At 40.8% G+C, this 20,892-nt stretch carries 14 protein-coding genes, 1 tRNA gene and 5 pseudogenes; 14 read left to right on the top strand and 6 right to left on the bottom strand.

Going from position 1 to position 20,892, the window contains the following annotated elements; translation table 11 throughout:
- Window positions 1–28: 28 nt before the first annotated feature.
- Window positions 29–1,264: an SLC13 family permease gene (locus GKR74_RS06125; RefSeq protein ID WP_154602928.1), complete on the bottom strand. Its 1,236-nt coding sequence runs from the start codon at window positions 1,262–1,264 to the stop codon at window positions 29–31.
- Between the two features lie 209 nt (window positions 1,265–1,473).
- Here GKR74_RS06125 and GKR74_RS06120 point away from each other — a divergent pair, with 209 nt between their 5' ends.
- On the top strand, window positions 1,474–1,890 hold the full coding sequence (locus GKR74_RS06120; protein WP_154602927.1) for a GNAT family N-acetyltransferase: 417 nt from the start codon (window positions 1,474–1,476) through the stop codon (window positions 1,888–1,890).
- Between the two features lie 26 nt (window positions 1,891–1,916).
- Here the strand turns inward: GKR74_RS06120 and GKR74_RS06115 are convergent, their stop codons facing one another.
- Complete coding sequence (locus GKR74_RS06115) at window positions 1,917–2,288, bottom strand: hypothetical protein (RefSeq protein ID WP_154602926.1); 372 nt, start codon at window positions 2,286–2,288, stop codon at window positions 1,917–1,919.
- Between the two features lie 531 nt (window positions 2,289–2,819).
- On the opposite strand from GKR74_RS06115, the pseudogene GKR74_RS06110 reads away from it, so the two are divergent.
- From GKR74_RS06110 to GKR74_RS06075, 8 genes and pseudogenes are all read left to right on the top strand, one after another.
- A pseudogene (locus tag GKR74_RS06110) lies at window positions 2,820–3,107 on the top strand (helix-turn-helix transcriptional regulator).
- Window positions 3,005–3,874 carry a hypothetical protein gene (locus tag GKR74_RS06105; RefSeq protein WP_230089126.1) on the top strand — a complete coding sequence of 290 codons (870 nt, stop codon included), beginning with the start codon at window positions 3,005–3,007 and terminating at the stop codon, window positions 3,872–3,874. Before GKR74_RS06110 ends, GKR74_RS06105 begins: the two are co-directional and overlap by 103 nt.
- 22 nt (window positions 3,875–3,896) lie before the next feature.
- A pseudogene (locus tag GKR74_RS06100) lies at window positions 3,897–4,940 on the top strand (P2 family phage major capsid protein).
- Window positions 4,913–5,446 carry a GPO family capsid scaffolding protein gene (locus GKR74_RS06095; RefSeq protein WP_154602923.1) on the top strand — a complete coding sequence of 178 codons (534 nt, stop codon included), beginning with the start codon at window positions 4,913–4,915 and terminating at the stop codon, window positions 5,444–5,446. The pseudogene GKR74_RS06100 and the gene GKR74_RS06095 overlap by 28 nt, the downstream one beginning before the upstream one ends.
- Before the next feature lie 69 nt (window positions 5,447–5,515).
- Window positions 5,516–6,028 carry a host cell division inhibitor Icd-like protein gene (locus GKR74_RS06090; protein ID WP_154602922.1) on the top strand — a complete coding sequence of 171 codons (513 nt, stop codon included), beginning with the start codon at window positions 5,516–5,518 and terminating at the stop codon, window positions 6,026–6,028.
- Between the two features lie 2 nt (window positions 6,029–6,030).
- Window positions 6,031–6,258, top strand: coding sequence for a hypothetical protein (locus tag GKR74_RS06085; RefSeq protein ID WP_154602921.1), 228 nt, complete (start codon window positions 6,031–6,033; stop codon window positions 6,256–6,258).
- A complete protein-coding gene (locus GKR74_RS06080; RefSeq protein WP_154602920.1) occupies window positions 6,258–8,978 on the top strand; it encodes a DUF927 domain-containing protein in 2,721 nt (906 codons plus the stop codon). The genes GKR74_RS06085 and GKR74_RS06080 overlap by 1 nt, the downstream gene beginning before the upstream one ends.
- A gap of 285 nt (window positions 8,979–9,263) precedes the next feature.
- Window positions 9,264–9,518: pseudogene (locus tag GKR74_RS06075) on the top strand (ogr/Delta-like zinc finger family protein).
- 506 nt (window positions 9,519–10,024) lie between these two features.
- Here the strand turns inward: GKR74_RS06075 and GKR74_RS06070 are convergent.
- A pseudogene (locus GKR74_RS06070) lies at window positions 10,025–10,585 on the bottom strand (baseplate complex protein); the annotation flags it as partial.
- A 106-nt stretch (window positions 10,586–10,691) separates the two neighbouring features.
- On the opposite strand from GKR74_RS06070, the gene GKR74_RS06065 reads away from it, so the two are divergent.
- Window positions 10,692–12,059 (top strand): hypothetical protein, encoded by a 1,368-nt coding sequence (locus tag GKR74_RS06065; protein ID WP_154602918.1) that lies wholly within the window; start codon window positions 10,692–10,694, stop codon window positions 12,057–12,059.
- Here GKR74_RS06065 and GKR74_RS06060 read toward each other — a convergent pair.
- Window positions 12,044–13,201: pseudogene (locus GKR74_RS06060) on the bottom strand (tyrosine-type recombinase/integrase); the annotation flags it as partial. The gene GKR74_RS06065 and the pseudogene GKR74_RS06060 sit on opposite strands and share 16 nt — an antisense overlap.
- Window positions 13,202–13,366: 165 nt before the next feature.
- Window positions 13,367–13,441: transfer RNA gene (locus GKR74_RS06055), tRNA-Arg, on the bottom strand.
- A gap of 392 nt (window positions 13,442–13,833) precedes the next feature.
- Here GKR74_RS06055 and mlaA point away from each other — a divergent pair.
- On the top strand, window positions 13,834–14,583 hold the full coding sequence (gene mlaA, locus GKR74_RS06050) for a phospholipid-binding lipoprotein MlaA (RefSeq protein ID WP_154602941.1): 750 nt from the start codon (window positions 13,834–13,836) through the stop codon (window positions 14,581–14,583).
- Between the two features lie 527 nt (window positions 14,584–15,110).
- On the opposite strand, the gene fadL is transcribed toward mlaA, so the two are convergent.
- Window positions 15,111–16,394: a long-chain fatty acid transporter FadL gene (gene fadL / locus GKR74_RS06045; RefSeq protein WP_154602916.1), complete on the bottom strand. Its 1,284-nt coding sequence runs from the start codon at window positions 16,392–16,394 to the stop codon at window positions 15,111–15,113.
- Between the two features lie 352 nt (window positions 16,395–16,746).
- On the opposite strand from fadL, the gene GKR74_RS06040 reads away from it, so the two are divergent.
- The 3 genes from GKR74_RS06040 to fadJ all read left to right on the top strand — a co-directional run bounded on the left by GKR74_RS06040 (window position 16,747) and on the right by fadJ (window position 20,840).
- A complete protein-coding gene (locus GKR74_RS06040; protein WP_132495504.1) occupies window positions 16,747–17,043 on the top strand; it encodes a YfcZ/YiiS family protein in 297 nt (98 codons plus the stop codon).
- Between the two features lie 264 nt (window positions 17,044–17,307).
- Window positions 17,308–18,627, top strand: a complete 1,320-nt coding sequence (fadI, locus tag GKR74_RS06035) for an acetyl-CoA C-acyltransferase FadI (protein ID WP_154602915.1) — start codon at window positions 17,308–17,310, stop codon at window positions 18,625–18,627.
- Window positions 18,627–20,840: a fatty acid oxidation complex subunit alpha FadJ gene (fadJ, locus tag GKR74_RS06030; protein WP_154602914.1), complete on the top strand. Its 2,214-nt coding sequence runs from the start codon at window positions 18,627–18,629 to the stop codon at window positions 20,838–20,840. Before fadI ends, fadJ begins: the two co-directional genes overlap by 1 nt.
- Window positions 20,841–20,892 lie beyond the last annotated feature (52 nt).

Raw genomic sequence — 20,892 nt, 5'->3', positions numbered from 1 at the left:
GTTAAATAAGCTGAGAAAGGCGTCAGTTTTATAACGCAAACAGAATCCAAGCGGTGGCTAATAACATACAGAGCACCGCGACAATTCCCCCTGATTTAGCAAATTCTGAGAATGTAATTTTCACACCATAAGCAGCGGCCTGTTCCACCACAATAATGCCCGCCAAACTACCAAACACAAATAAGTTACTGGAAAAGCCGGAGCCAAGCACTAATGCGGCACCTAATGCATCGGCATTACCATCAGGTGTTAAAAAAGGAACTAGTAGCATGACGGAGGGGTTATTTCCGACAATAGTACTAAGGACGCCCGTCACTAAAAACAGAATGAAAGGGTTATTGAGCTCAACACCATGGGCACGTAAATCGTTCAGCATTTGCTGTGGTAATCCTGTTCCCGCAAAGGCCGCATTGACGACAAATAATCCCATGATTAATAGTAATAAATTCCCATCCACTAACTTGAGCATATCGCTAGAAGCAATAGATCGGTTCAATAATAGGAAACCCGCAGCCGTTAATGCGATTAACTCTTTTGGTATATCACTCACCACAAAAGCCACAATCACCGCGAGTGTGATCACACCGGCTTTAGCGGTTTCCCAAGTATCGAGCGGCGTTGGAGGAGAGACCGTTTTTGGCGTATTACTCGGCTCTTTAGCTAAGTACCAACGATTGCGATATAGCCAAACCAGTACCAGCCATGTAAGTGGTAAGGATAATAGTGCGGGTATTGCTGAAGATTGAAGCAAGCCCACGAAGGAGATATCTAGCCCCTGTGCCGCAATCATATTTTGCGGGCTACCAATCAGCGAGCCTGTTGCGCCGTTGTTGGCGGCAAAACAGAATCCAAGCAGAAACGGGATGGGATTAAGCCCGCGAGATAGCGTGATGGAGACCAATAACGGCGTCATCGCGACGACAACCACGTCGTTGGTTAACAGTGCGGAAAGTAATCCGCCAACGGCGATTAGTACGGCAAGCAGCGTAGGCGCACTGACTTTGAGCATCGCCACGCGATCTGCGGTCCAGCTATAAAAGCCCGAAACCACAAACGAAGCCGATACCACCATCAAACCAAATAGCATGCCAATAGTGCGGTAATCAATAGCATTCCAGGCATGAGGTGGCGTAATGCTGTCGATGGCCATCATGGCTAACGCACCGATGACGGCAGCGCCCGTTCTATCAACTTTAAAGCCGGGCAGTTTGCCAAATGCCATGGCGATATAGACCAAGACAAAAATAATAATGGTAAGCGTCATATTATTCACATTTTTTCTGAAAGATTAGGGGATTTTACGGTGAATAAAATTACAGGCAAGATAAAAAATGTTTAGTTTTTAGTTAAGTAAATGGTGTCTAACTAGGATGTTCGTAATACGATGTTTATGCGGGCAGTAAGCGATAATTAATTTGTTGGTGGGATCTTTTCTGCATAATAAAAAATACTGATAAATAAAATGAGGTTGTTATGAAAATTACAGTTACACATGAGATTACCCCTGAAGATAAAGAAGAATTATTTACTGGGCTAAGAAGCTACAACCGATCTTTTTTACAAAATAGCTATTTTGGACAACTTGGTGTGTATAGCAAAGATGATAATGGGATCATGCAGGGGGGGCTTCTCGCATCAATTAAAGGTCGATGGTTATGTATTGATTATCTGTGGGTGGATGAGTCAATGCGTAAGAATGGATTAGGTAGCCAATTAATGCACGTTGCAGAAGAAGAGAGTAAAAAACTCGGCTGCCACAATGCATTGGTGGATACCTTTAGTTTCCAAGCTTTGCCATTTTATGAAAAACTGGGTTATGTGAAACAAATGTCACTCCCTAATTTCCCTGAATTAGGCATGCAGCGGCATTATCTTTCTAAAGAGATATAACAGTCTTTATGTCAGCTTTTTATCTTTTAATTCATGCGAGCAGATGGATTTGTTGGCAAGGATTGGCTATCTATCCATTGAGATAATATTTGTTTTGCAGTTAATCTCAATGGCGTATTTGTCACGTTAGATGAATTTAAATATTTCGTAGAATATTCTAACAGATACTCATTCTTAAAAATAAACCAGCGGTCTGTTATTTTAGCTGTGGCCTCTGGTTGTGGTTTATCATGATAAATCATTAACTGGTAACCATCCTGATTCGCTTGCTCATCCGGCGTTCCTTCGATTTGCATCACTTGGTTTGTTGTCATCCCCACCATAACCACGGAAGGCGACTTCTCCATCGTACAACCCATCAGAAGAATACCAATCAATAAGGCAAAAAGTGTTCGCATTGTGGTCAGCCCATCAAATAGGAATATGGACAAAATAATATAGGGGAAGAAGTAAAAGCGAAATAGGACGAAGAAAGATTGGGAAAGTTCTTGGTGCGGGATCTGTCCCCTGCAGGAATCGAAATGAAATTCTAATGATATGAATTTTAATTGTTTTTATTTTTAATTAATATTTTCTATACAGCTTGGTATACATTTCGTGATGATGTTTATAACAGGATTTAAGAAACTCAATTAGTTAGCTGAGTTTAGCTTTTTTATTGCAATCCCTACTAACCAGCGTGAAACATTTGGTTACAAATTATCTTAACTGAATATTTATTCATTTAAATTAACGAATATAACCGATAGTAACCGATGGTTGGTGTTATTTGGTGCTATTTGTTTTTATTTGCAGTTCGAGTGTTTATTCTATTCAATAGCAGAGTTAATTCGATATTTTCAACAGCTTTACGGTATCAGTATTCTATGCAAATATAATTGCATCTCACGAGATACAACAAAGTCTAAATTAATCTTAAAGGAATAAATATGAGTTTATTACCTACGGGTAATCTTAACTCCGAAAAAAGTCGGCTGTTAAGAATGCCAGACGTAATTTCATTAACTGGGCTACCTCGTTCTACTATTTATTTTAAAATTAAACATAAAGAATTTCCTAGCCAAGTACAAATAGGATCACGTTCTGTTGCTTGGTTAGAATCAGAAGTGCATGAATGGATAAACAACAATTTAAGGAAAAGGACATTATGAAAAACATATCTTATTATAAAGATGAAAACTTATCGTATCTATTTAATTATCAGTTCATTCCTGTAAGTGATAATAGTAAAGATACAGGATTTATTGTAAGAGCAATTGAGTTATATCGATTTTCTCAAATGAAAGATAAACTAAAAAAGTTTAGCGAATTAACTAATTTTTATTTTGATAATTTAATTCCTAGTTTTGAAGAGATTAAATTATTGATTAAACAAGGTGATGGTATTGTCTCTAATTATTCAAAACTATCTGAAAAGCAAACAGCAGAATTAAATAGTTTAACTGAGTACATGTCAAATCTAGAGAATGGAAAGCTCAAGAAGCCCGCCCACCAACCAAGCGCAAAAACATGGGCTGAGGATGCTTATCGGGCGGTAGAGCGGCAACAAAGCCATGTTAAGAATGAAAATGATAAACTCAATAAAATTAATGGACTTTACGGTTTATTAAAACCTGTTATTGAGTGGATGATATCAGAAAAAGTTAAAGGAATTAAATCTGATTTATTAAATGCATTACCAAACCAACAGTGCCATTTAAATTCATTACTATTAGATATGAATTGGGGACATGAGCAATCATGTAAATTTATATTGGATGAAATGAATGAGTTTGAACAATGTATTGATAGTGTTATAAGCAATTGTACTCCATCAAAAGATCCATATGTATTAAGAAATACACCAACATACCGAATTGAATACTATAAACATTATTATGGTAACAAAGAGCCTCATTTAAAAGAAATATTAACAGCAAAAGAATTCGCTGAATCAATGGTTAATGCTGAACGCAGACTACAGCAAAAATTAAAATATCTATAATTTAAAATATAAGGGAAATATTATGTACGTAACCACTATTCCAGATGTGGCAAGAACTTTTCACGCCAATTTTACCCGTGGGGCTAATTATTTATCTGAAAATAGCCAGATGTTTTCTATTTCTGAACCTTCTGAAAATTTATTACGTGTCGCTATTTCAGATGCCAGCTGGTTTATGAATCAATTAACGCTGACAGATGTTAGCGAAGAACGCGGTAATACCATTAACCTTGGCGATAACTCACTCCATACAGGGCGTTCTATCGCAGCGCGATTCCATAAGAGCATTGGCTTTGAAGGTATGCCTTATGCTTTAGAGGAAACAGATACCTGTGCCGCGATTTCGTTTGAGCAGATGTCCATGATTGCCAATAGCGGCAGTGGGGATGATGAACATTTTACTAAAGTGATGTCTGATTTATTTTCTAAAGCCGTTTCGCTGGACATGATACGTGTCGGTTTTAATGGTGAGTTTTGCGGTTATCCCACTAAACCCGATGTTTATAAACGCGGTCAGGATGTGAATAAAGGCTGGCACGTAATTGCAGGTGAATTTAACGAAGGTTCACAAATAGTGACCGATAAAATTGTATTAGGAAAAGACGGAGCTTTCCCGAATTTAGATGCAATGGCGAACTATCTCATTATGAAAAAGATTCCCGAGGAATATCGTGAAGACCCACGTTTAGTGGTGTTAGTGGGAGCAGAATTAGCGGGGCTATACCGTGAGAAGCTGTTTGCTGCATCCGATAAACCCGCAGATATTCAAGCAAGCCAAATGGCATTAAGTACCGTTGCAGGGCGTTTTGCCATTATTCCACCGTTTATGCCTGGTCGTCGTTTGGTGGTTACAACGCTTGATAATTTACATATCTACACTCAAAAACATACACGTCGTTTTCGAGCTGAATTTGTGGACGATAGAAAAGTGTATGAGCATAGCTATCTACGCAATGAGGGCTACGGTTTAGGTGATGCAAATCTTTATGCCGCCATTGATGAAAATGCCATCCAAATTGAAGAGGGGGTATTTTCATTATGAGTGAAAGGATTGAACCTCAATTAACGACAGTTTGGATTTGTGTCGCCACATCAGGGCAAACCCTAGACGGGCGACATATTAAACCTGAATGGTTATTGGATATTGCTGACAATTATGACCCTGAGTATTACACGGCGCTAATTTGGGAAGAACATAATCGAAAACTCGATAATTTAGGCGAAGTGTTAGCCGTTAAAGCGGAAGAGAGTAACGGAGAAACCAAGCTCTATGCACGTTTAAGACCCAATTTGAAGTTGGTGGAGTACAACAAAAAAGGGCAAAAGTTGTTTTGTTCTATCGAAGTGGAAGAAGATTTTCGTGGGCAAAAAGGCATTTTTTATCTTGGTGGGCTGGCAGTTACGGATAGCCCATCCAGTGTGGGAACGAACCGTTTAGAGTTCAGTATTAACCGTTCTCATTTTTCACGTAAAAAGAGTCGTGTATCACTCAGTTCGCCAACAGCCTTTAATTTATCAGATGGATTAAAAGGCACTAAAAATCGGTGGTTCTCTGCCATTTCAGCAGGTTAAGAAATCAGCCCAGTTTCCCGCTGGGCTATTGCCTCTCTTTATCAACAGTACATCAAGCTGGCTTCAATCATGAAAATAAAAAAGTTGCATCTATCTAAAGGGTTGGGCTATAGTTCTTGTGCGTTAGCAAAATCTAACGTCAGGATTGGAACCCTGAAATACTTCGAGGCGACAGTAGACGCCCAATGCGTCTTTTTTTATGTCGTAAATAATGCCTACCTTATGGCGAATTGCGCCTATTCGAATTCAATGGTGGCGTTGTTAGGGCAGCCTTTTGGCTGGCTGGTTTCCTTGAAGTCCAGTAGTTCCAACCCTCTCAACGTCACCACCCCTTTAGAGATTGGAACCTCTGGTGGTGACTCCTTAAAAAACTTCAAGGAGATCATCGTTATGATGGCTATCCCTACCCAAACTCAATTTAAATTTCTTTTCTTGTGTGTAAAACGTTCAGACATCACTGCAAAACCGTGCCGTCTTTCAGCTATAGCACCGACTGAACAAAGAGCAAGAAGTCTACTTGTTCGTGATTTTATCCTCTTATTCGCAGGTCGTTTACCTGTGCAATCAATTAAAGGGGAATAATCATGAAAAACAATCCTCTAAGAAATACGGTCATTTCCCCCGCAGGTGAGAAACAACTGTTAAGAGCAGCACAAATAGCCTCTTTTCTTTCTGATTTACTCGAAGCCAATGTGATTAGTGGATCTCACCATGTATCCAGTGAGGGGATGGCGGCAGTTATGGAATGTTTAGCGGAGCAAGTTGAGCAGGTGATTGCAGAAAGTAGCTTGATGAATAAGGACATTACATAATGAACAATCAAACTCATCCAAATTCGTCAACGGCACAAACACGGACTCCATCAGTGAGCGACATTGTTAAATCCGCGAATGGTCGTTGGGGATATATTTTAAATAACTTAGGCGTTACCGTTCCTGACAATAATAAACACGGGGCTTGCCCAAAGTGTGGTGGAAAAGACCGTTTTCGTTTCGATGATAAGAACGGGAAAGGGACATGGTTTTGCAATAACTGTGGTAGTGGTGACGGGCTGGATTTACTCAAATTAGTGACAGGGCAAGATGTTAAAACCGCCTGTTTAGAAATTAATAAAATACTCCTTTTACCTGAATTCAAAAAAATAGCGCCAACCCAGACAAAAAAGGTTAGCGCTACTCGGGGCATTGAGTCATTTCAAAAACTGAAAGCCATGTCTCTTTCAGGAGAAAGCCAGTACCTAACAAATAAAGGCTTAACCAATCACCAATGCTTAATTATCCAGCAACAGTATACACAAGGTGAGCTGAATTTCCCAATAGGTTCAATGTTATTACCATTGGTGGATAACCAGTTTTTGATTAAAGGTGGACAGCTCATTAGCCCTACGGGTGAAAAAAGCCTTTTATCGGGCTCTGCATTATCCGGTTCCTTTATTATCGTGGCAGGTAATAAGCAAGAACCGCTTGAACAAATTGTCATTACCGAGGGTTTCGCCACCGGGTTAAGTCTATCAAAAGTGATTGATTCATTTATTGTGGCAGCGGTTGCTGCGACTAACCTTGTGAAAGTGGCCCAGCAGTTGCGGGAACGTTATCCATTGGTAAAAATCATTATTGCCGGTGATAACGATTATATTGATGGGAAAGAAAATACAGGCAAGCTGTGGGCAGAAAAAGCGGCTAAAGCGGTTGACGGTTGGATCACCTTACCACCCACCCATTACAAAGCGGATTGGGATGATTACCGACAGGAAAACAGCGCCGTTAAAGTCAAAGAAGCCTTTTTTGAGGAAATGACTTATTGCGGTAAGGATAAAGCCTATTTGCCACAAGGCTTTAGGCTGACCCAAGAATATTTGTGGTATGACAAACTGGTGAATAAATCGGATGGTGACACCGAGGTTAGAAACATCAAAATCAGTAGCCCGATAAAAGTCACCGCAATCACCTGTGATGCAGACGGCAGTAATTACGGGCGCTTATTGGAGTGGAATGATACCTACGGGAATTGCCGTAAATGGGCAATGCCAATGGAAATGTTAAGCGGCAGCGGTGAAGAATTACGTCGTGTCCTTTTGGTGAACGGACTTTCCTATATCAATATTTCGGGGCAGGCTCGCGCGCATTTAATGGAATACATTTCATTGTGCCGACCAGAGAAAAAAGTCACTTGCGTAAATAAAACGGGCTGGCATGGCAACGTGTATGTCTTGCAGGATGAGGTTGTTGGAACAGGGGCGGATTCCGTTATTTTACAAACCTCCAGTGTTCAAGGTAAAGATTTTCGGGTGGCAGGTACTAGCGACGAATGGCGGGAGCACATTGGCAAATATTGCGTAGGAAACGCTAGGCTGGCGTTTTCCGTGAGTCTTGCCTTTGCATCGTCATTATTAAAATTAGTCGGCGTGGGGGGCGGTGGCTACCATTTAAAAGGCGAATCAACAGACGGTAAGACCACCACAATGAAAGTGGCGGCTTCGGTTTGTGGTGGTACGGATTACTGGTACACATGGCGGGCAACAGGTAACGCGCTTGAGGGAACGGCTTGCCGTCGTAATGACGCTACGTTAATGCTGGATGAAATCCGCGAAGTGGACGGACGTGAAGCGGGTAATATTGCTTACATGCTGGCAAACGGTCAAGGTAAAGCCCGCGCAAAAACAGACGGCAGCGTCAGAGAAACAAATCGCTGGAACTTACTGTTTCTCTCAACAGGCGAACTGTCATTGGTTGAACATGCCGCCAATGCGGGCGAACGCACCTATGCAGGGGTTGAAGTTCGTATGATACAAATCCCCAGTGATTCGGGTAAACATGGTGTATTTGAGGATTTGCACCAGTTTGCGAGTGGTAAAGCCTTAGCGGAGCACCTTGAGCAAGCCGTCACGAAATATCATGGCTCTCCGTTCCGTGATTGGCTGAAATATCTCACCAATGATTTAACGTTTATTTCCAGTACGGCTAAAGCGTTATTAAAAGAGTACACCGCTAAATTGACGCCTGAAAATGCAGGGAATCAAGTTGGTCGCGCTATCACGCGTTTTGCGCTTGTGGCGATGGCGGGGGAAATTGCCACGTTAGCGGGGATTACAGGCTGGAAAGAAGGTGAAGCCTTTACAGCGGCAAAAACCTGTTTAGATGCATGGATGAATGAGCGAGGTCATACGGCTAATCAGGAAGACATGACCGCGTTAGAACAAATCACCGATTTTATTTCGCGTAATCAATTCAGCCGCTTTGCCGATTGGTATGACGAAAACAGCCGCCCGATGAACATGATGGGCTTTCGTCGTGTCGAAAAGGGGGGTTGCAATCAAGAGCCAACTATCCAATTTTACGTATTACCGACGGCATGGAAAGAAATTTGCAAAGGTTTTGACGCTCGAAAGGTGGTGCGTTTGTGTATTGAGAAAGGCTGGCTTGAAACAGGGAAAGATGGGAAAGCCCAAACCAGTATACGCCTACCAGAAATAGGGGTGAAACGGGTGTACGTCTTTAACAGTGAAGTCCTCGGTTCAGCGGATATTCTCTAATAAAAACTGACCATCTTATATTTTTAGTGTAACAGGTGTAACAAGGGTTACGGATATGATTTAAAAGGATTTTATCTGTTACACCTTTTGTTTTTAAATGGGTAACAAGGTGTAACACGTTAGCGATTGTTACACCTGTTACACCTTGATTTTTTGAAAGGGTAACAAAATAAGTTCTTATTATTCAACGCTGTAACCCTTGTTACACCTGTTACCCTTTAAAATAGCAAGGTATGTATTTAATTGGCTTTATTCTGGAAGGCATTAAGGCAAAGGTGATTAATTATGCGAGTCATGAAAGTGTACTGCCCTGTTTGTGGTGAACAGGCAACAATTCGAAAAATTCAAATGGAGGGCGTTGATAACATTCCTCATATTTATTGTTCCTGTAATGACTTTGAATGTGGTCATACTTACATGTTAACTCTGACTTTTTCACACACAATACAGCCAAGTAATTTAAAGCCAGCCAGTAACCAGCCTATTTTACCGTTATGATTGATTTGTATTTTACGTGGCTATCATTCAGTAATTTTTTAAAGTGGTCACTTAAACGTAAAGTGTCATTTGGCAAAATAAATTTCATTCGATTTCAGTTTTTCAACTCTCCGCAACCCGCATAAACACTGGCTTTTCAGTTTTTATGCGGTGCATACGCTCAAGTAAAAATCTCACGTAAAATAGAAAAATAATTTTATTTCAAATAATTGTACTATCACCCACTCAGAGCACCGCATATGAAAACTGAAATTTACTGAAAATCTTTTCACACATTTCAGTTTGAGATTTTCGGCAACGCCCTAGTATTGGCACGGCTTGGCGATATGTTTTGTAGAATTTTAAAACTGAAATAATTTTATGATCCAAATTGTGCAGGCGGGTGCGGTGTAGTGCGTTTTACGTGGTGAAATCTTTTCTTTCGTGCCCACTGTGACTCGCTAGTCAGTCACAGTGAGTACGGCTCATTTTATTGATTGGGGAGGTATATCTTGATAATTAGAGGGCTTACAGTGGCGGATAATGGCAAATTACAGGTGTCATGCAGGACCTATCCAATCTCTATCAACTTTCTGTAAAACTCGCTCCCATGCATCCAATTCAATTTTATCTTCTTCGGTTGGCGCAGATGGGGCTTTCGGGTTCCCCGTTTGTACTTTAGCTTTAACTTTACTCACGGCTCTAATCTCTTTTTTCTCAGAAACAGATAAATGTTCTCTTAGCGTAAAAGAAACCTGCCATGCCATTTGCCCATCAATTTCAGACGCATCGATATTTCCCGTAAATGTACCAATACGAAAATTTACGGATTTAGCGGTATGATTCGCTACTCGATAGCGTTTAAGTTTGCCGTTCTCTTTTGCTTCAGCGAGTGTAAATAATCGGGCTAAGGTAGTCCCATCAGTGAAATTAATGACACCAGTGATACGCAATTCTTTTGGCTTAATACCTTGTTCGGCGACAGCCGTACTGGATGTTTGCCCTGATTGGTCTTTATCTTGGAATTGAATGGATAGGTTTACTTTGATGTTTTTCAGTGGAATAGCTTCACCATCAAGAGAGAGTGTTATGGTTGGATTTTGTGTAACGGGTTGGTTTTGTTGCATCATGATTTATTCCTTTAATAGTGATATTTCGTATCCCGCGAGCTGTGTTAATATCATGAAACCAGAAAAAACACACTAATATCTTAGTATTTTAAATTTGGGTAAAACAATGGAATATAAATTAACAGATTTAGATGAATTATTATCTGGAGTGAAAAATTTACACTCTAAGGGATATTTGAAAGAGGCAATCGTTTCTTACAGAGCAGGCGCATATAGAGCAGCTGTAACGTCAACATGGATTGCTATTTGTGTTGATGTTATACAAAAAATACTAGAACTTGCTAATACAGGAGATCCTGAAGCTATAAAGCTAAAAAGCCAACTAGATAATATTAATTCAAATAATGTTGCAGGAATGTTGAGTTTTGAAAAAGATATACTAAAAGTAGCTCAAGAAGATTTGGAAATAATTTCTTTGATTGAACGTACTCAACTTGAACGAATTCAATTTGATAGGAACATATGCGCCCATCCAACATTTTCACCTGATGGAGTTCAGTTTGTGCCGAAGTCTGAACTAGTTCGGGCCTATATAGTAATGGCAGGTAATTATCTTTTATGTGTAAGTCCAGTTAACGGTAAGGCTATATTAGATATTATTTATACATTTATAAATAGTAATTCTTTTCCTGATGATGAAAATAAAGCATTTAATACACTTAATTCAGAAAGATACTTAGGCAGAGTTAAGAGTTCTGTATTCAGAAATTTATTTATAATGATTTTTAAAAGAATATTTAGAGATGATAAGGTCGTATCAGAAGCTTTAATGAGAAACATGATGTATGCCATTTCTACAATAGAAAGGTTAAATCATAATATTTATAAAGAGGTCAGTACGGAAAAATTCATTCCATTAATTGCAGATGCTGTGGATGATAACTTTGAAAGATTATTCCGAGTCCTTTACTACAAACCAGAACTATGGCAATTAGCAGATGACGCGATAAAAAATAGGCTTGAACAATTATTAAAAAATATGAATGTAAATAGCTTATTAGAAAATAAAGTTAATGCTATTGTTGATTTAACTTCAGATATGACTAGTTCGTTTTTATATAATATAAATAGACTTGATTTTAATAACAAAAAACTTATTTATAAAGCTCTTCCCTGCAAAGCATTGGCTTTAAATGTTGTTGATTTCTTTATAGAATCAAGCAGCTTTAATGAGGCATTTAATAACGGTCTAATTTTATTAGAATATAGCCAATACTTTACAGATGAACTTCTAAATAAAACTTTAAATGGGGCGCTTGATAATTCAGCTTTTGCTGGTATTAACCAAATAATATGGGCAGCAGGAATAGATGATATATTATCTAATTTATATAACAAAACAAAGAATAGTAATGTTTCTAATCACTCAAGTATTTGGATAAAGTTCAGAGGTGAACTTGAAGAAAAAGGAGCTAACACAACCAAAATTGATCAATTAATGACTGATGATGGTTTGAACACTATATCCGAGTAATTATTCATCATTTTAATTCTACCTTCTAAGTACAAAGCGTGATTATAAATTCCACGGATGGAATTTTTATCAACATGAGCAAGCTGTAATTCAATCCATGCACTATTAAAGCCTTTCTCATGCAAAATTGTGCTCATCATATGCCTAAACCCATGACCTGTTAGTCTACCTTTGTAGCCAATTTTAGCGATAACCTTATTTATGCTAGCTTCGCTAATAGGCTTTCTAGCATCATTCCGACCTGGAAAAAGTATTGGATAGTTACCCGTAATCACTTGTAGCTTGCCAAGGATCTCTATAGCTTGTGGTGACAGAGGCACTAAGTGAGGTCGACGCTTTTTCATGCGCTCTTTAGGTATTTCCCAAAGTGCATTTTCAAAATCAAATTCTGACCATTCAGCGAGCCTCAATTCTACAGTTCTAACACCAGTAAGCATTAATAGCTGGGTAGCATATTTAGTTACTTTGCTGCCTTGGTAGTTATTCAGCGCTTTGACAAATCCAGGAATTTCATTTTCACGTAGGAACGGAAAGTGTTTAGTTTCTGGCTTGTTCATAGCTCCGGCTAAATCGGGAGCAGGATTATATTTTACTCTTCCTGTAATGACTGCATATCTAAATACTTCACCACAACGGCGACGAATCTTGCTTGCTTGTTCAAGTGCGCCACGCTTTTCTATCTTCTGAAGAACGGCAAGTAATTCTAATGGCGCTATTTGGTCTATAGGTCTACTTCCAATATAAGGAAAAACGTCATTTTCAAAGCAACGCAATATTTCACTTGCATAGCCTTTTGTCCAAGTAGAACATTTGGATGTGTGCCATTCTATTGCAACAGCTTGAAATGTATTCTCAGTGGCGTATTTGAGGGTTATTTTTTCTGATTTACGTGCATCACTAGGATTGATGTTTTCTGATAGTTGTTTTTTTGCTTCGTCTCTTTTTCTTCTGGCATCAGCTAAAGATACTTGGTCGTAAACACCTAAAGAGATCATTTTAGGCTTGCCAGCAAACCGATAACGAAAACGCCAACCTTTAGAACCATTAGGTTCAACAAGCAGTGACAAGCCTTTACCATCATTTAAGGAGTACGCCTTATCTTTAGGTTTGGCTTTGCGAATTTGAATGTCAGTTAGCAGCATAATGTGTATAGTTTTCCCATTGAACCTAGACCTATACGCAATAATATACACATTAGCACTTAGATTCCAGTAAACAATACAAGACAATACTAGACAATAAATATGTTTAAGTTACTGGTTTTAGTGTGAAAATTAGATATTATGAGATATTTTTAGAATTGGTGCTGGTGTCCCCTGCAGGAATCGAACCTGCAACTAGCCCTTAGGAGGGGCTCGTTATATCCATTTAACTAAGGGGACATTGAGATGCTGATAAATAGCGCTTGGCATTTTACTGTCCACCCTCCATCGAATCAAGCTGTTACACCCAAATTCTCTGCTTTTATCTTTTTTATTCTTTTCTTTGTTGGGTTTTTAAGCATCTGACGGTTTAGTCTAAAATAATTTTAGATAAGTCTATCTCCATGTTAATTCACTAATTAATAGCATTTACTGAAGCTACTCTAGCGTTTGGGGTAATTCGAATGTATTTCTTATGATAAGTTGATAGTTAAATGGGTTATAATTATATCAATATGGCAATTAAACCACTCAAAACGCTTAACAAGTTTTTGTATTTGCTTTTATGATAAAGCGATTAGCAATAATGATAAAAACACCATGGCAAGGTGGAATAAAGGATGGAGAGAATGATGAAGTTTCGCATAAGTAGCGTTCTTCTCGCGGGAGTTTTAATGGCTGGATGCGCGAGCGTTGACCCAGAAACGCAGCAGCGTTCAGACCCGTTAGAAGGCTTTAACCGAGCAATGTTTAACTTTAACTATAATGTCTTAGACCCATATGTCTTAAGACCTGTAGCCGTTGCTTGGAATGATTACGTGCCTATGCCTGCTCGAAACGGACTCAGTAATTTTCTCGGCAACCTTGAAGAACCAGCCAGTATGTTAAACAGCTTTTTCCGTGGGGAAGTGGAGCAAGGCTTTAAGCACTTTAACCGCTTCTTCTTGAACTCGGTGTTTGGTATCGGTGGCTTAATTGATGTTGCTGGCATGGCAAACCCTCAGTTAGTCAAAGAAGAACCGAAGCGTTTCGGAAATACGTTAGGCTACTATGATGTGGGTTACGGTCCATATGTGGTTTTACCGGGTTATGGCAGCGCAACATTGCGTGAGCAAGGCGGCAACCTAGCAGACGATCTCTACCCAATGCTGAGTTATTTAACGTTCTGGATGTCAGCGGGTAAATGGGCACTGGAAGGGATTGAGACTCGGGCAAGATTACTTGATTCTGATGGATTGCTGAAAAGCTCTTCCGACCCTTACTTGATGTTCCGCGAAGCTTACTTCCAACGTAATGATTTCTTATCAAGAGGGGGAGTGCTGCAACCGGCAGATAACCCAAATGCGGCGGTCATTGAAGGAGAGTTGGATTCGATTGACTAATTGGTTGATCGATTGATTTGGTGGGGTTTATCACTCTCTATGTTTTTTTGGACATCAGAGAGTGATAAATAAACTGCTAGTCATTGTCCTGTTTTCCTCGTTGGATGACTGTGTCAATCACGGCACTGACGACTAACACGCTAACAAAGCTGATAGTGAATAATGTTCCCATAATGCCCTCCTATGTTTTTTCCATGGTTTTCCTCAAATGAGCGCTAAGTGAGCAACTTTACTGCGTCTTCATGTCAAAAAGATGAAGGGCAGCATCGTAGTTAAAAATCGATTTAAAAATGGTTGGGTGGATACTTATGACTGGGATCAGTACATGAATAAGCCGCGGGAATGTTTTTAACAATAAAATAACATCGAGCTATAATTAATATATAAATCTGTACAAAAAAAAGTCAAGGAAAAATTTGGCTTGAGGATGATTTTTCTGCGAAGAGCATAAAAAGAAAGTGAAGCAGAGGAAGAAATAGAAGAGGGAGATATCAGGGGAGGGAACTCCCCCGATAAGATATAACTGATTAGAATGTATAGTTAAAGTTAACGCCGTATAACCATGCAGAGCCTTCAGATTTGAAAGCAATCACAGGGGAGCTAGGTGTTTCTGCCAGTTTTTCGTTAATATTCACTTTTTTACCGTGCATATAAGCAATACCTAAGTCCACAGAGGCATCTTTGTTAAATGCATAAGTGGTACCTGCGGTCAGCCAGTAGCGGTCTTGGTCTGGAATTGAGATTGAACGGTATTTAGATGGCACTGGGCTTTCATCGTATGCAATACCCGTACGGAAGGTCCAATTATCATCATAGTAGTAGGTAGTACCTAATGCTAAGCGCCATGCATCATCAAAGTTTTCTGGTTTGTGGAACAGTTCCTTACCATTACTCTTCTGGTAAGCTGTTAGGTCTTTAAAGGTGCTCCAGCCAGTATAAGAAACGCTGTAATGCAGTGCCCACTTAGGATCGACTTTATGGTAACCAGAGAACTCCCAGATATCCGGTAAGTTAAGGTCTAAAGTCCCTTTAACGGTAGTACCGCCTAAACCACCAATTTGCTTAGGCAAGTCATTAGAATATTTACCGTCTTCAAATTTCACTTTCACTTTTGAGCGGTAAGTAAAGCTTAAGCGGTTATCTTGGTTGATTTCATATAGTAAGCCAGCATTCCAACCATAGCCCCAATCATCACCTTTCAATGATGCTGCGGTTGTACTTGGGGTAACACCAAACATTGGTGGAACAGCTCCTGCACCCATACCCATATGGCGGGTAATTTCAGCATCGGCATAAACCGCGTTAGCACCCACACCAAAACTAAAATTATCATTGATACGATAAGCACCACTTAAATTTAAGTTAACCGTTTTTAAATCTGTTTTTCCGCCGATAGGGCCAGCAGCGTAATCTTTATTGAAATCAGTAGAGAGACCAAAGTTAGTGGTCATTGAGGTACCTACAGCCCATTTATCATTAATTGGGAAGATAAAGTGAGCGTTAGGTACAACTGCGTTAGGAGCGATGTTGTTGGCAGTAAATGCATCGTTAGTACGGCCTTTAATGTCAACGGTAGGGTCGATATAGACAGCACCAACCGACATGGTTGGTCGATCAAATAACATCATTGCAGCTGGGTTGCGGCTGCCTTCACTTGCGTTGTCGCCGACGGCTCCTGCGCCTGAAAATGCACGTCCTAAGGCTGAGGTTGAATATTCATTCAGCAAAAAACCAGCTGCGCTTGCATTGGAAGAAATAACAGCCACTGCGATTGCTAAAGCTGATCGAGCAAATAGGTTTTTCTGGTTCATGACCAAAACCCTCTTGTATGTTTTATTTAAATAAGCGACTTCTATCGCAAGAAGCGCTGAATTGTAGGGTCGCTTGCCTCTACGACAAATCAGACCAGTTCAATGAGTATAGGTCTGACCACTGGGTATGTTGCAAGGTTGTTTTGTTTTTGTGCGATTTTTCTTTTCGAAAATGCGATGCAATTAACAAAATGGCAACATTCGCATGAGCTTAACGAGTAATAAGTGCTCATATAAGGAGCTAGATCAAACTTATATTGAATTATTAGCAACTAAATTTGATATCACTAGTGTTTGGCACTTTTTCAGCGTTATGATACTTACTTAACAGTTTGTTCATTGGGAGAATAAAATGACTGATGCGATTAAACGTTGTAGTGCGGATGAAACAGCTGCGTGCTGCTGTGTAGATGTAGGTACAGTTCTGGAAAATAAAGATTGCACCGCATCGTATCAGCATGTTTTTGCGACTCAGCAAGAAGCTGAAGCGATGCTGAAAACACTCACAGAAAAAGCCAAATCTGTTGAGTCAGAACCGTGTGAAATTGCTCACTCAATCAACCCTGTTGCGGGTGGTGTAGAGTTATCGGCTAACTTTACATTTAGCTGTGAAGCAGAAAGTCTGATTTTCCAATTAGGCTTACGTTAATCAAACGTTTGAATTCCTTTTTAAAGCCCATTAACTCTATTATTTCGCGGATGCGTCATTTTTAGAAGTGAATGGGTTTTTTATTGCTTAAAACTAACCTAATTTCCCCTCTTTATTGCCAATTAATTGTAACTTGTGTGTGAGCTCGCATTTTTTATCGACGCTGATTGATAAATGTGAAGAATATGTTAACAATCGATACAGGTCAGACCTCTCAGTTTAATCACAACAATTCTACTTATTTTTCTTTTAGCAGGAGCGACCATGAATCAACTCTCCCACCATGGCGATAATAAACATGCCACAAAAGAAAGGATTGCCATTGTTAGTGGATTACGTTTGCCTTTTGCTAAACAATCCACAGCCTACCAAAACACGCCAGCGGTAGATTTAGGCAAAACCGTCGTTGCAGAACTACTGCATCGTAGTGATATTGACCCGTCGATTATTGAACAATTGGTTTTCGGGCAAGTGGTTCAAATGCCGGAAGCGCCTAATATTGCGAGAGAAATTGTGCTGGGTACTGGCATGAGTGTCTCGACGGATGCTTACAGTGTTTCTCGCGCCTGTGCCACTAGCTTTCAAGCGATTGTGAATGTGGCGCAAAGCATGATGGTGGGGGATATCTCCGTGGGTGTCGCGGGTGGAGCAGATTCATCCTCTGTGCTGCCTATCGGTGTATCGAAAAAGCTCGCTGCCACACTATTGGCATTGAGTAAGGCCAAATCCTTTGGGCAAAAATTATCGCTTATCAGTAAATTACGCCTGAAAGATCTAGCGCCCGTTGCGCCGGGTGTTGCGGAATACTCGACGGGATTACGTATGGGAGACACCGCCGAGCAGATGGCGAAAAGTTACCATATTAGCCGTGAACAACAAGATGAATTAGCTCATCGCTCTCATTTGTTGGCCGCCAAAGCGTGGAAAAGCGGTGTGTTAGAGCAAGAGGTGATGACCGCGTATATGCCACCTTACAAGGAAGCATTCTCGCAGGATAACAATGTGCGTGAAAATTCCGTGCTCGCTTCCTATGCGAAACTCAGACCTGCGTTTGATAGAAAACACGGTAGCGTGACAGCAGCCAACAGCACACCATTAACTGATGGGGCGGCTGCTGTGTTGATGATGACTGAATCTCGAGCAAAAGCATTGGGTTATACCCCGTTAGGGTACATCAAAAGTTATGCTTTCTCGGCAATCGATGTGTGGGAAGATATGCTACTGGGACCTTCCTACGCCACACCGATTGCATTACAAAGAGCGGGGCTTTCTCTGCAAGATTTGACTTTGATTGATATGCATGAAGCATTCGCCGCTCAAACACTCTCCAATATTCAAATGTTTGCCAGTCAAAAATTTGCTCAAGAAAAACTTGGCTTGTCGAAGGCGATTGGGGAAATTGATATGGACAAATTTAATGTGCTGGGCGGTTCTATTGCTTATGGTCATCCTTTTGCCGCGACTGGGGCGAGAATGGTGACCCAAACATTGAATGAGCTACGTAGACGCGGTGGCGGATTTGGGTTGACCACAGCGTGTGCGGCGGGTGGGCTTGGTGTGGCAATGATTTTGGAGGCGGAATAATGACGCAATATTCAGCAGTCATCACGGAACCTGCATTCATATTAAAGATAGTAAATGGCAATGTTGGTGTGATTTACATTGATGTTCCTAATGAAAAAGTGAACACCCTAAAGGCGGAGTTTGCACAGCAATTTCATGCCATTTTACAGCAAGCACAATCGACATCAGGCCTGAAAGGCTTGGTGATCACTTCGGGTAAAAAAGACAGTTTTATCGCAGGTGCTGATATTAGCATGATCGCTAACTGCACGAGCAAAGAGCAGGCGAGTGAGCTATCTAAGCAGGGGCACACTCTGTTCGATAAGATTGAAAATTACCCACTCCCGATTATAGCGGCTATCCACGGCGCGTGCCTTGGTGGTGGCTTGGAGTTAGCGCTCGCTTGTCATGCGCGCATTTGTTCAGATGACGATAAAACCAAACTGGGCTTACCTGAAGTGCAGTTAGGGTTACTGCCAGGATCCGGCGGAACTCAGCGTTTACCACGTTTAATTGGGATCCCAAATGCTTTAGATATGATGCTGACAGGACGCCAATTAAAAGGCAAACAAGCGTTAAAAATGCGACTGGTGGATGACGTGGTTCCGGTTTCGATTCTATTGGATACGGCGGTTGAACTGGCCCAGAAAGGAGGCGTGAAACGTAAACCTCTCCCTTGGCAACAACGTTTACTCAGTAGCAAGTTATTGCGTAATAAAGTGTTTTCCAGCGCAAAAGAGAAAACATTAAGTAAAACCCAAGGACACTATCCGGCACCAGAAAAAATTATTCAGGTGGTGAAAGCGGGTATGAATAGCGGGCTAAAAACGGGATTCGCTGAAGAAGCCAAAGCGTTTGGTGAACTGGCGATGACGCCAGAATCTGCCGCATTACGTAGTTTATTTTTTGCCTCTACTGCATTGAAAAATGAAACTGGGGCGGACGCTAAACCGCAAATCATCAAACAAGTGGGTGTGCTTGGTGGTGGATTGATGGGCGGTGGCATCGCTTATGTGAGTGCGGTATTGGGTAAATATCCGGTACGCATTAAAGATATCTCGGACAAAGGTATCGCTCAAGCTCTGCGTTATAGCTGGGATCTGCTTTCCCAGCGAGTGAGTAAAAGGCGTTTACAGCCTCGGGAGCGGGATGCAATTATGTCTCGGATCTCGGGGACATTGACCTATCAAGGATTAGAGTCAGCAGACATTGTGGTGGAAGCGGTGTTTGAAGATCTGGCACTGAAACGTAAAATGGTGCAAGAAACCGCAAAAATGTCAGATGGCAAAGCGATTTTTGCCTCAAATACCTCTTCATTACCCATCCATCGTATTGCGGAAGGTAGCCCTCATCCTGAGAAAGTGATTGGGCTGCACTATTTTAGTCCCGTGGATAAAATGCCGCTGGTGGAAGTGATCCCACATCAGCAAACGGATGCCACTACCATCGCAACCACGGTTGCCTTTGCTAAGCGCCAAGGTAAAACCGCCATCGTCGTTGGTGATGATGCAGGCTTCTATGTGAACCGTATTCTGGCACCGTATTTGTGTGAAGCGGCGCAATGTCTTGTGGAAGGCGAGGCGATTGACCATATTGATAAGGCATTAGTGAAGTTTGGTTTCCCGGTTGGGCCGTTCCATCTACTTGATGAAGTGGGTATTGATGTTGGAACCAAAATTCTACCCATTTTGGTTGAGCGTTTTGGTAACCGCTTTAAAGCCCCTGATGCGCTCGACAAAGTAGTCAACGATGACCGTAAAGGGAAGAAAAACGGCCGTGGTTTTTATGTTTACGGGCAGCCAAAAAGTAAGCTGGCTTTCTGGAAAAAACCCACAAAACGTCAAGTTGACCAGGGTATTTATTCACTGATTAACATTCACCCCTCAACGTCAACGAGCCACACGGATATTGCTCAACGCTGTGTCATGTTAATGCTCAATGAAGCTGCACGCTGTTTAGATGAGAAGATTATTCGTAGTGCGCGAGATGGGGATATTGGTGCGGTATTTGGTATTGGTTTCCCGCCATTTTTCGGGGGGCCTTTCCGTTATATGGATAGCCTTGGTATCAGTAAAACCGTGGAAACGTTGCAACACTTAGCGGAAAAACATGGTGATAAGTTTGCGCCGTGTGATTTATTGATTGAAATGGCACAGTCTAATCACACGTTTTATCCGGTGAATGATCATGAAAAAAATGCATCTTCAACGGAAGAAAATAGCGATATTCACTAAGCGATAATCGCTGTTTAATCAACCTGATGCCGCAGTTAAATGCTGTGGTTAT

Origin of the sequence: Providencia sp. wls1914 (assembly GCF_009706645.1) — a bacterium.
GTDB classification, from domain to species: domain Bacteria; phylum Pseudomonadota; class Gammaproteobacteria; order Enterobacterales; family Enterobacteriaceae; genus Providencia; species Providencia zhijiangensis.
Note: the sequence above shows the minus strand (reverse complement) of the source record. Positions and strands in the feature narration are given on the sequence as shown.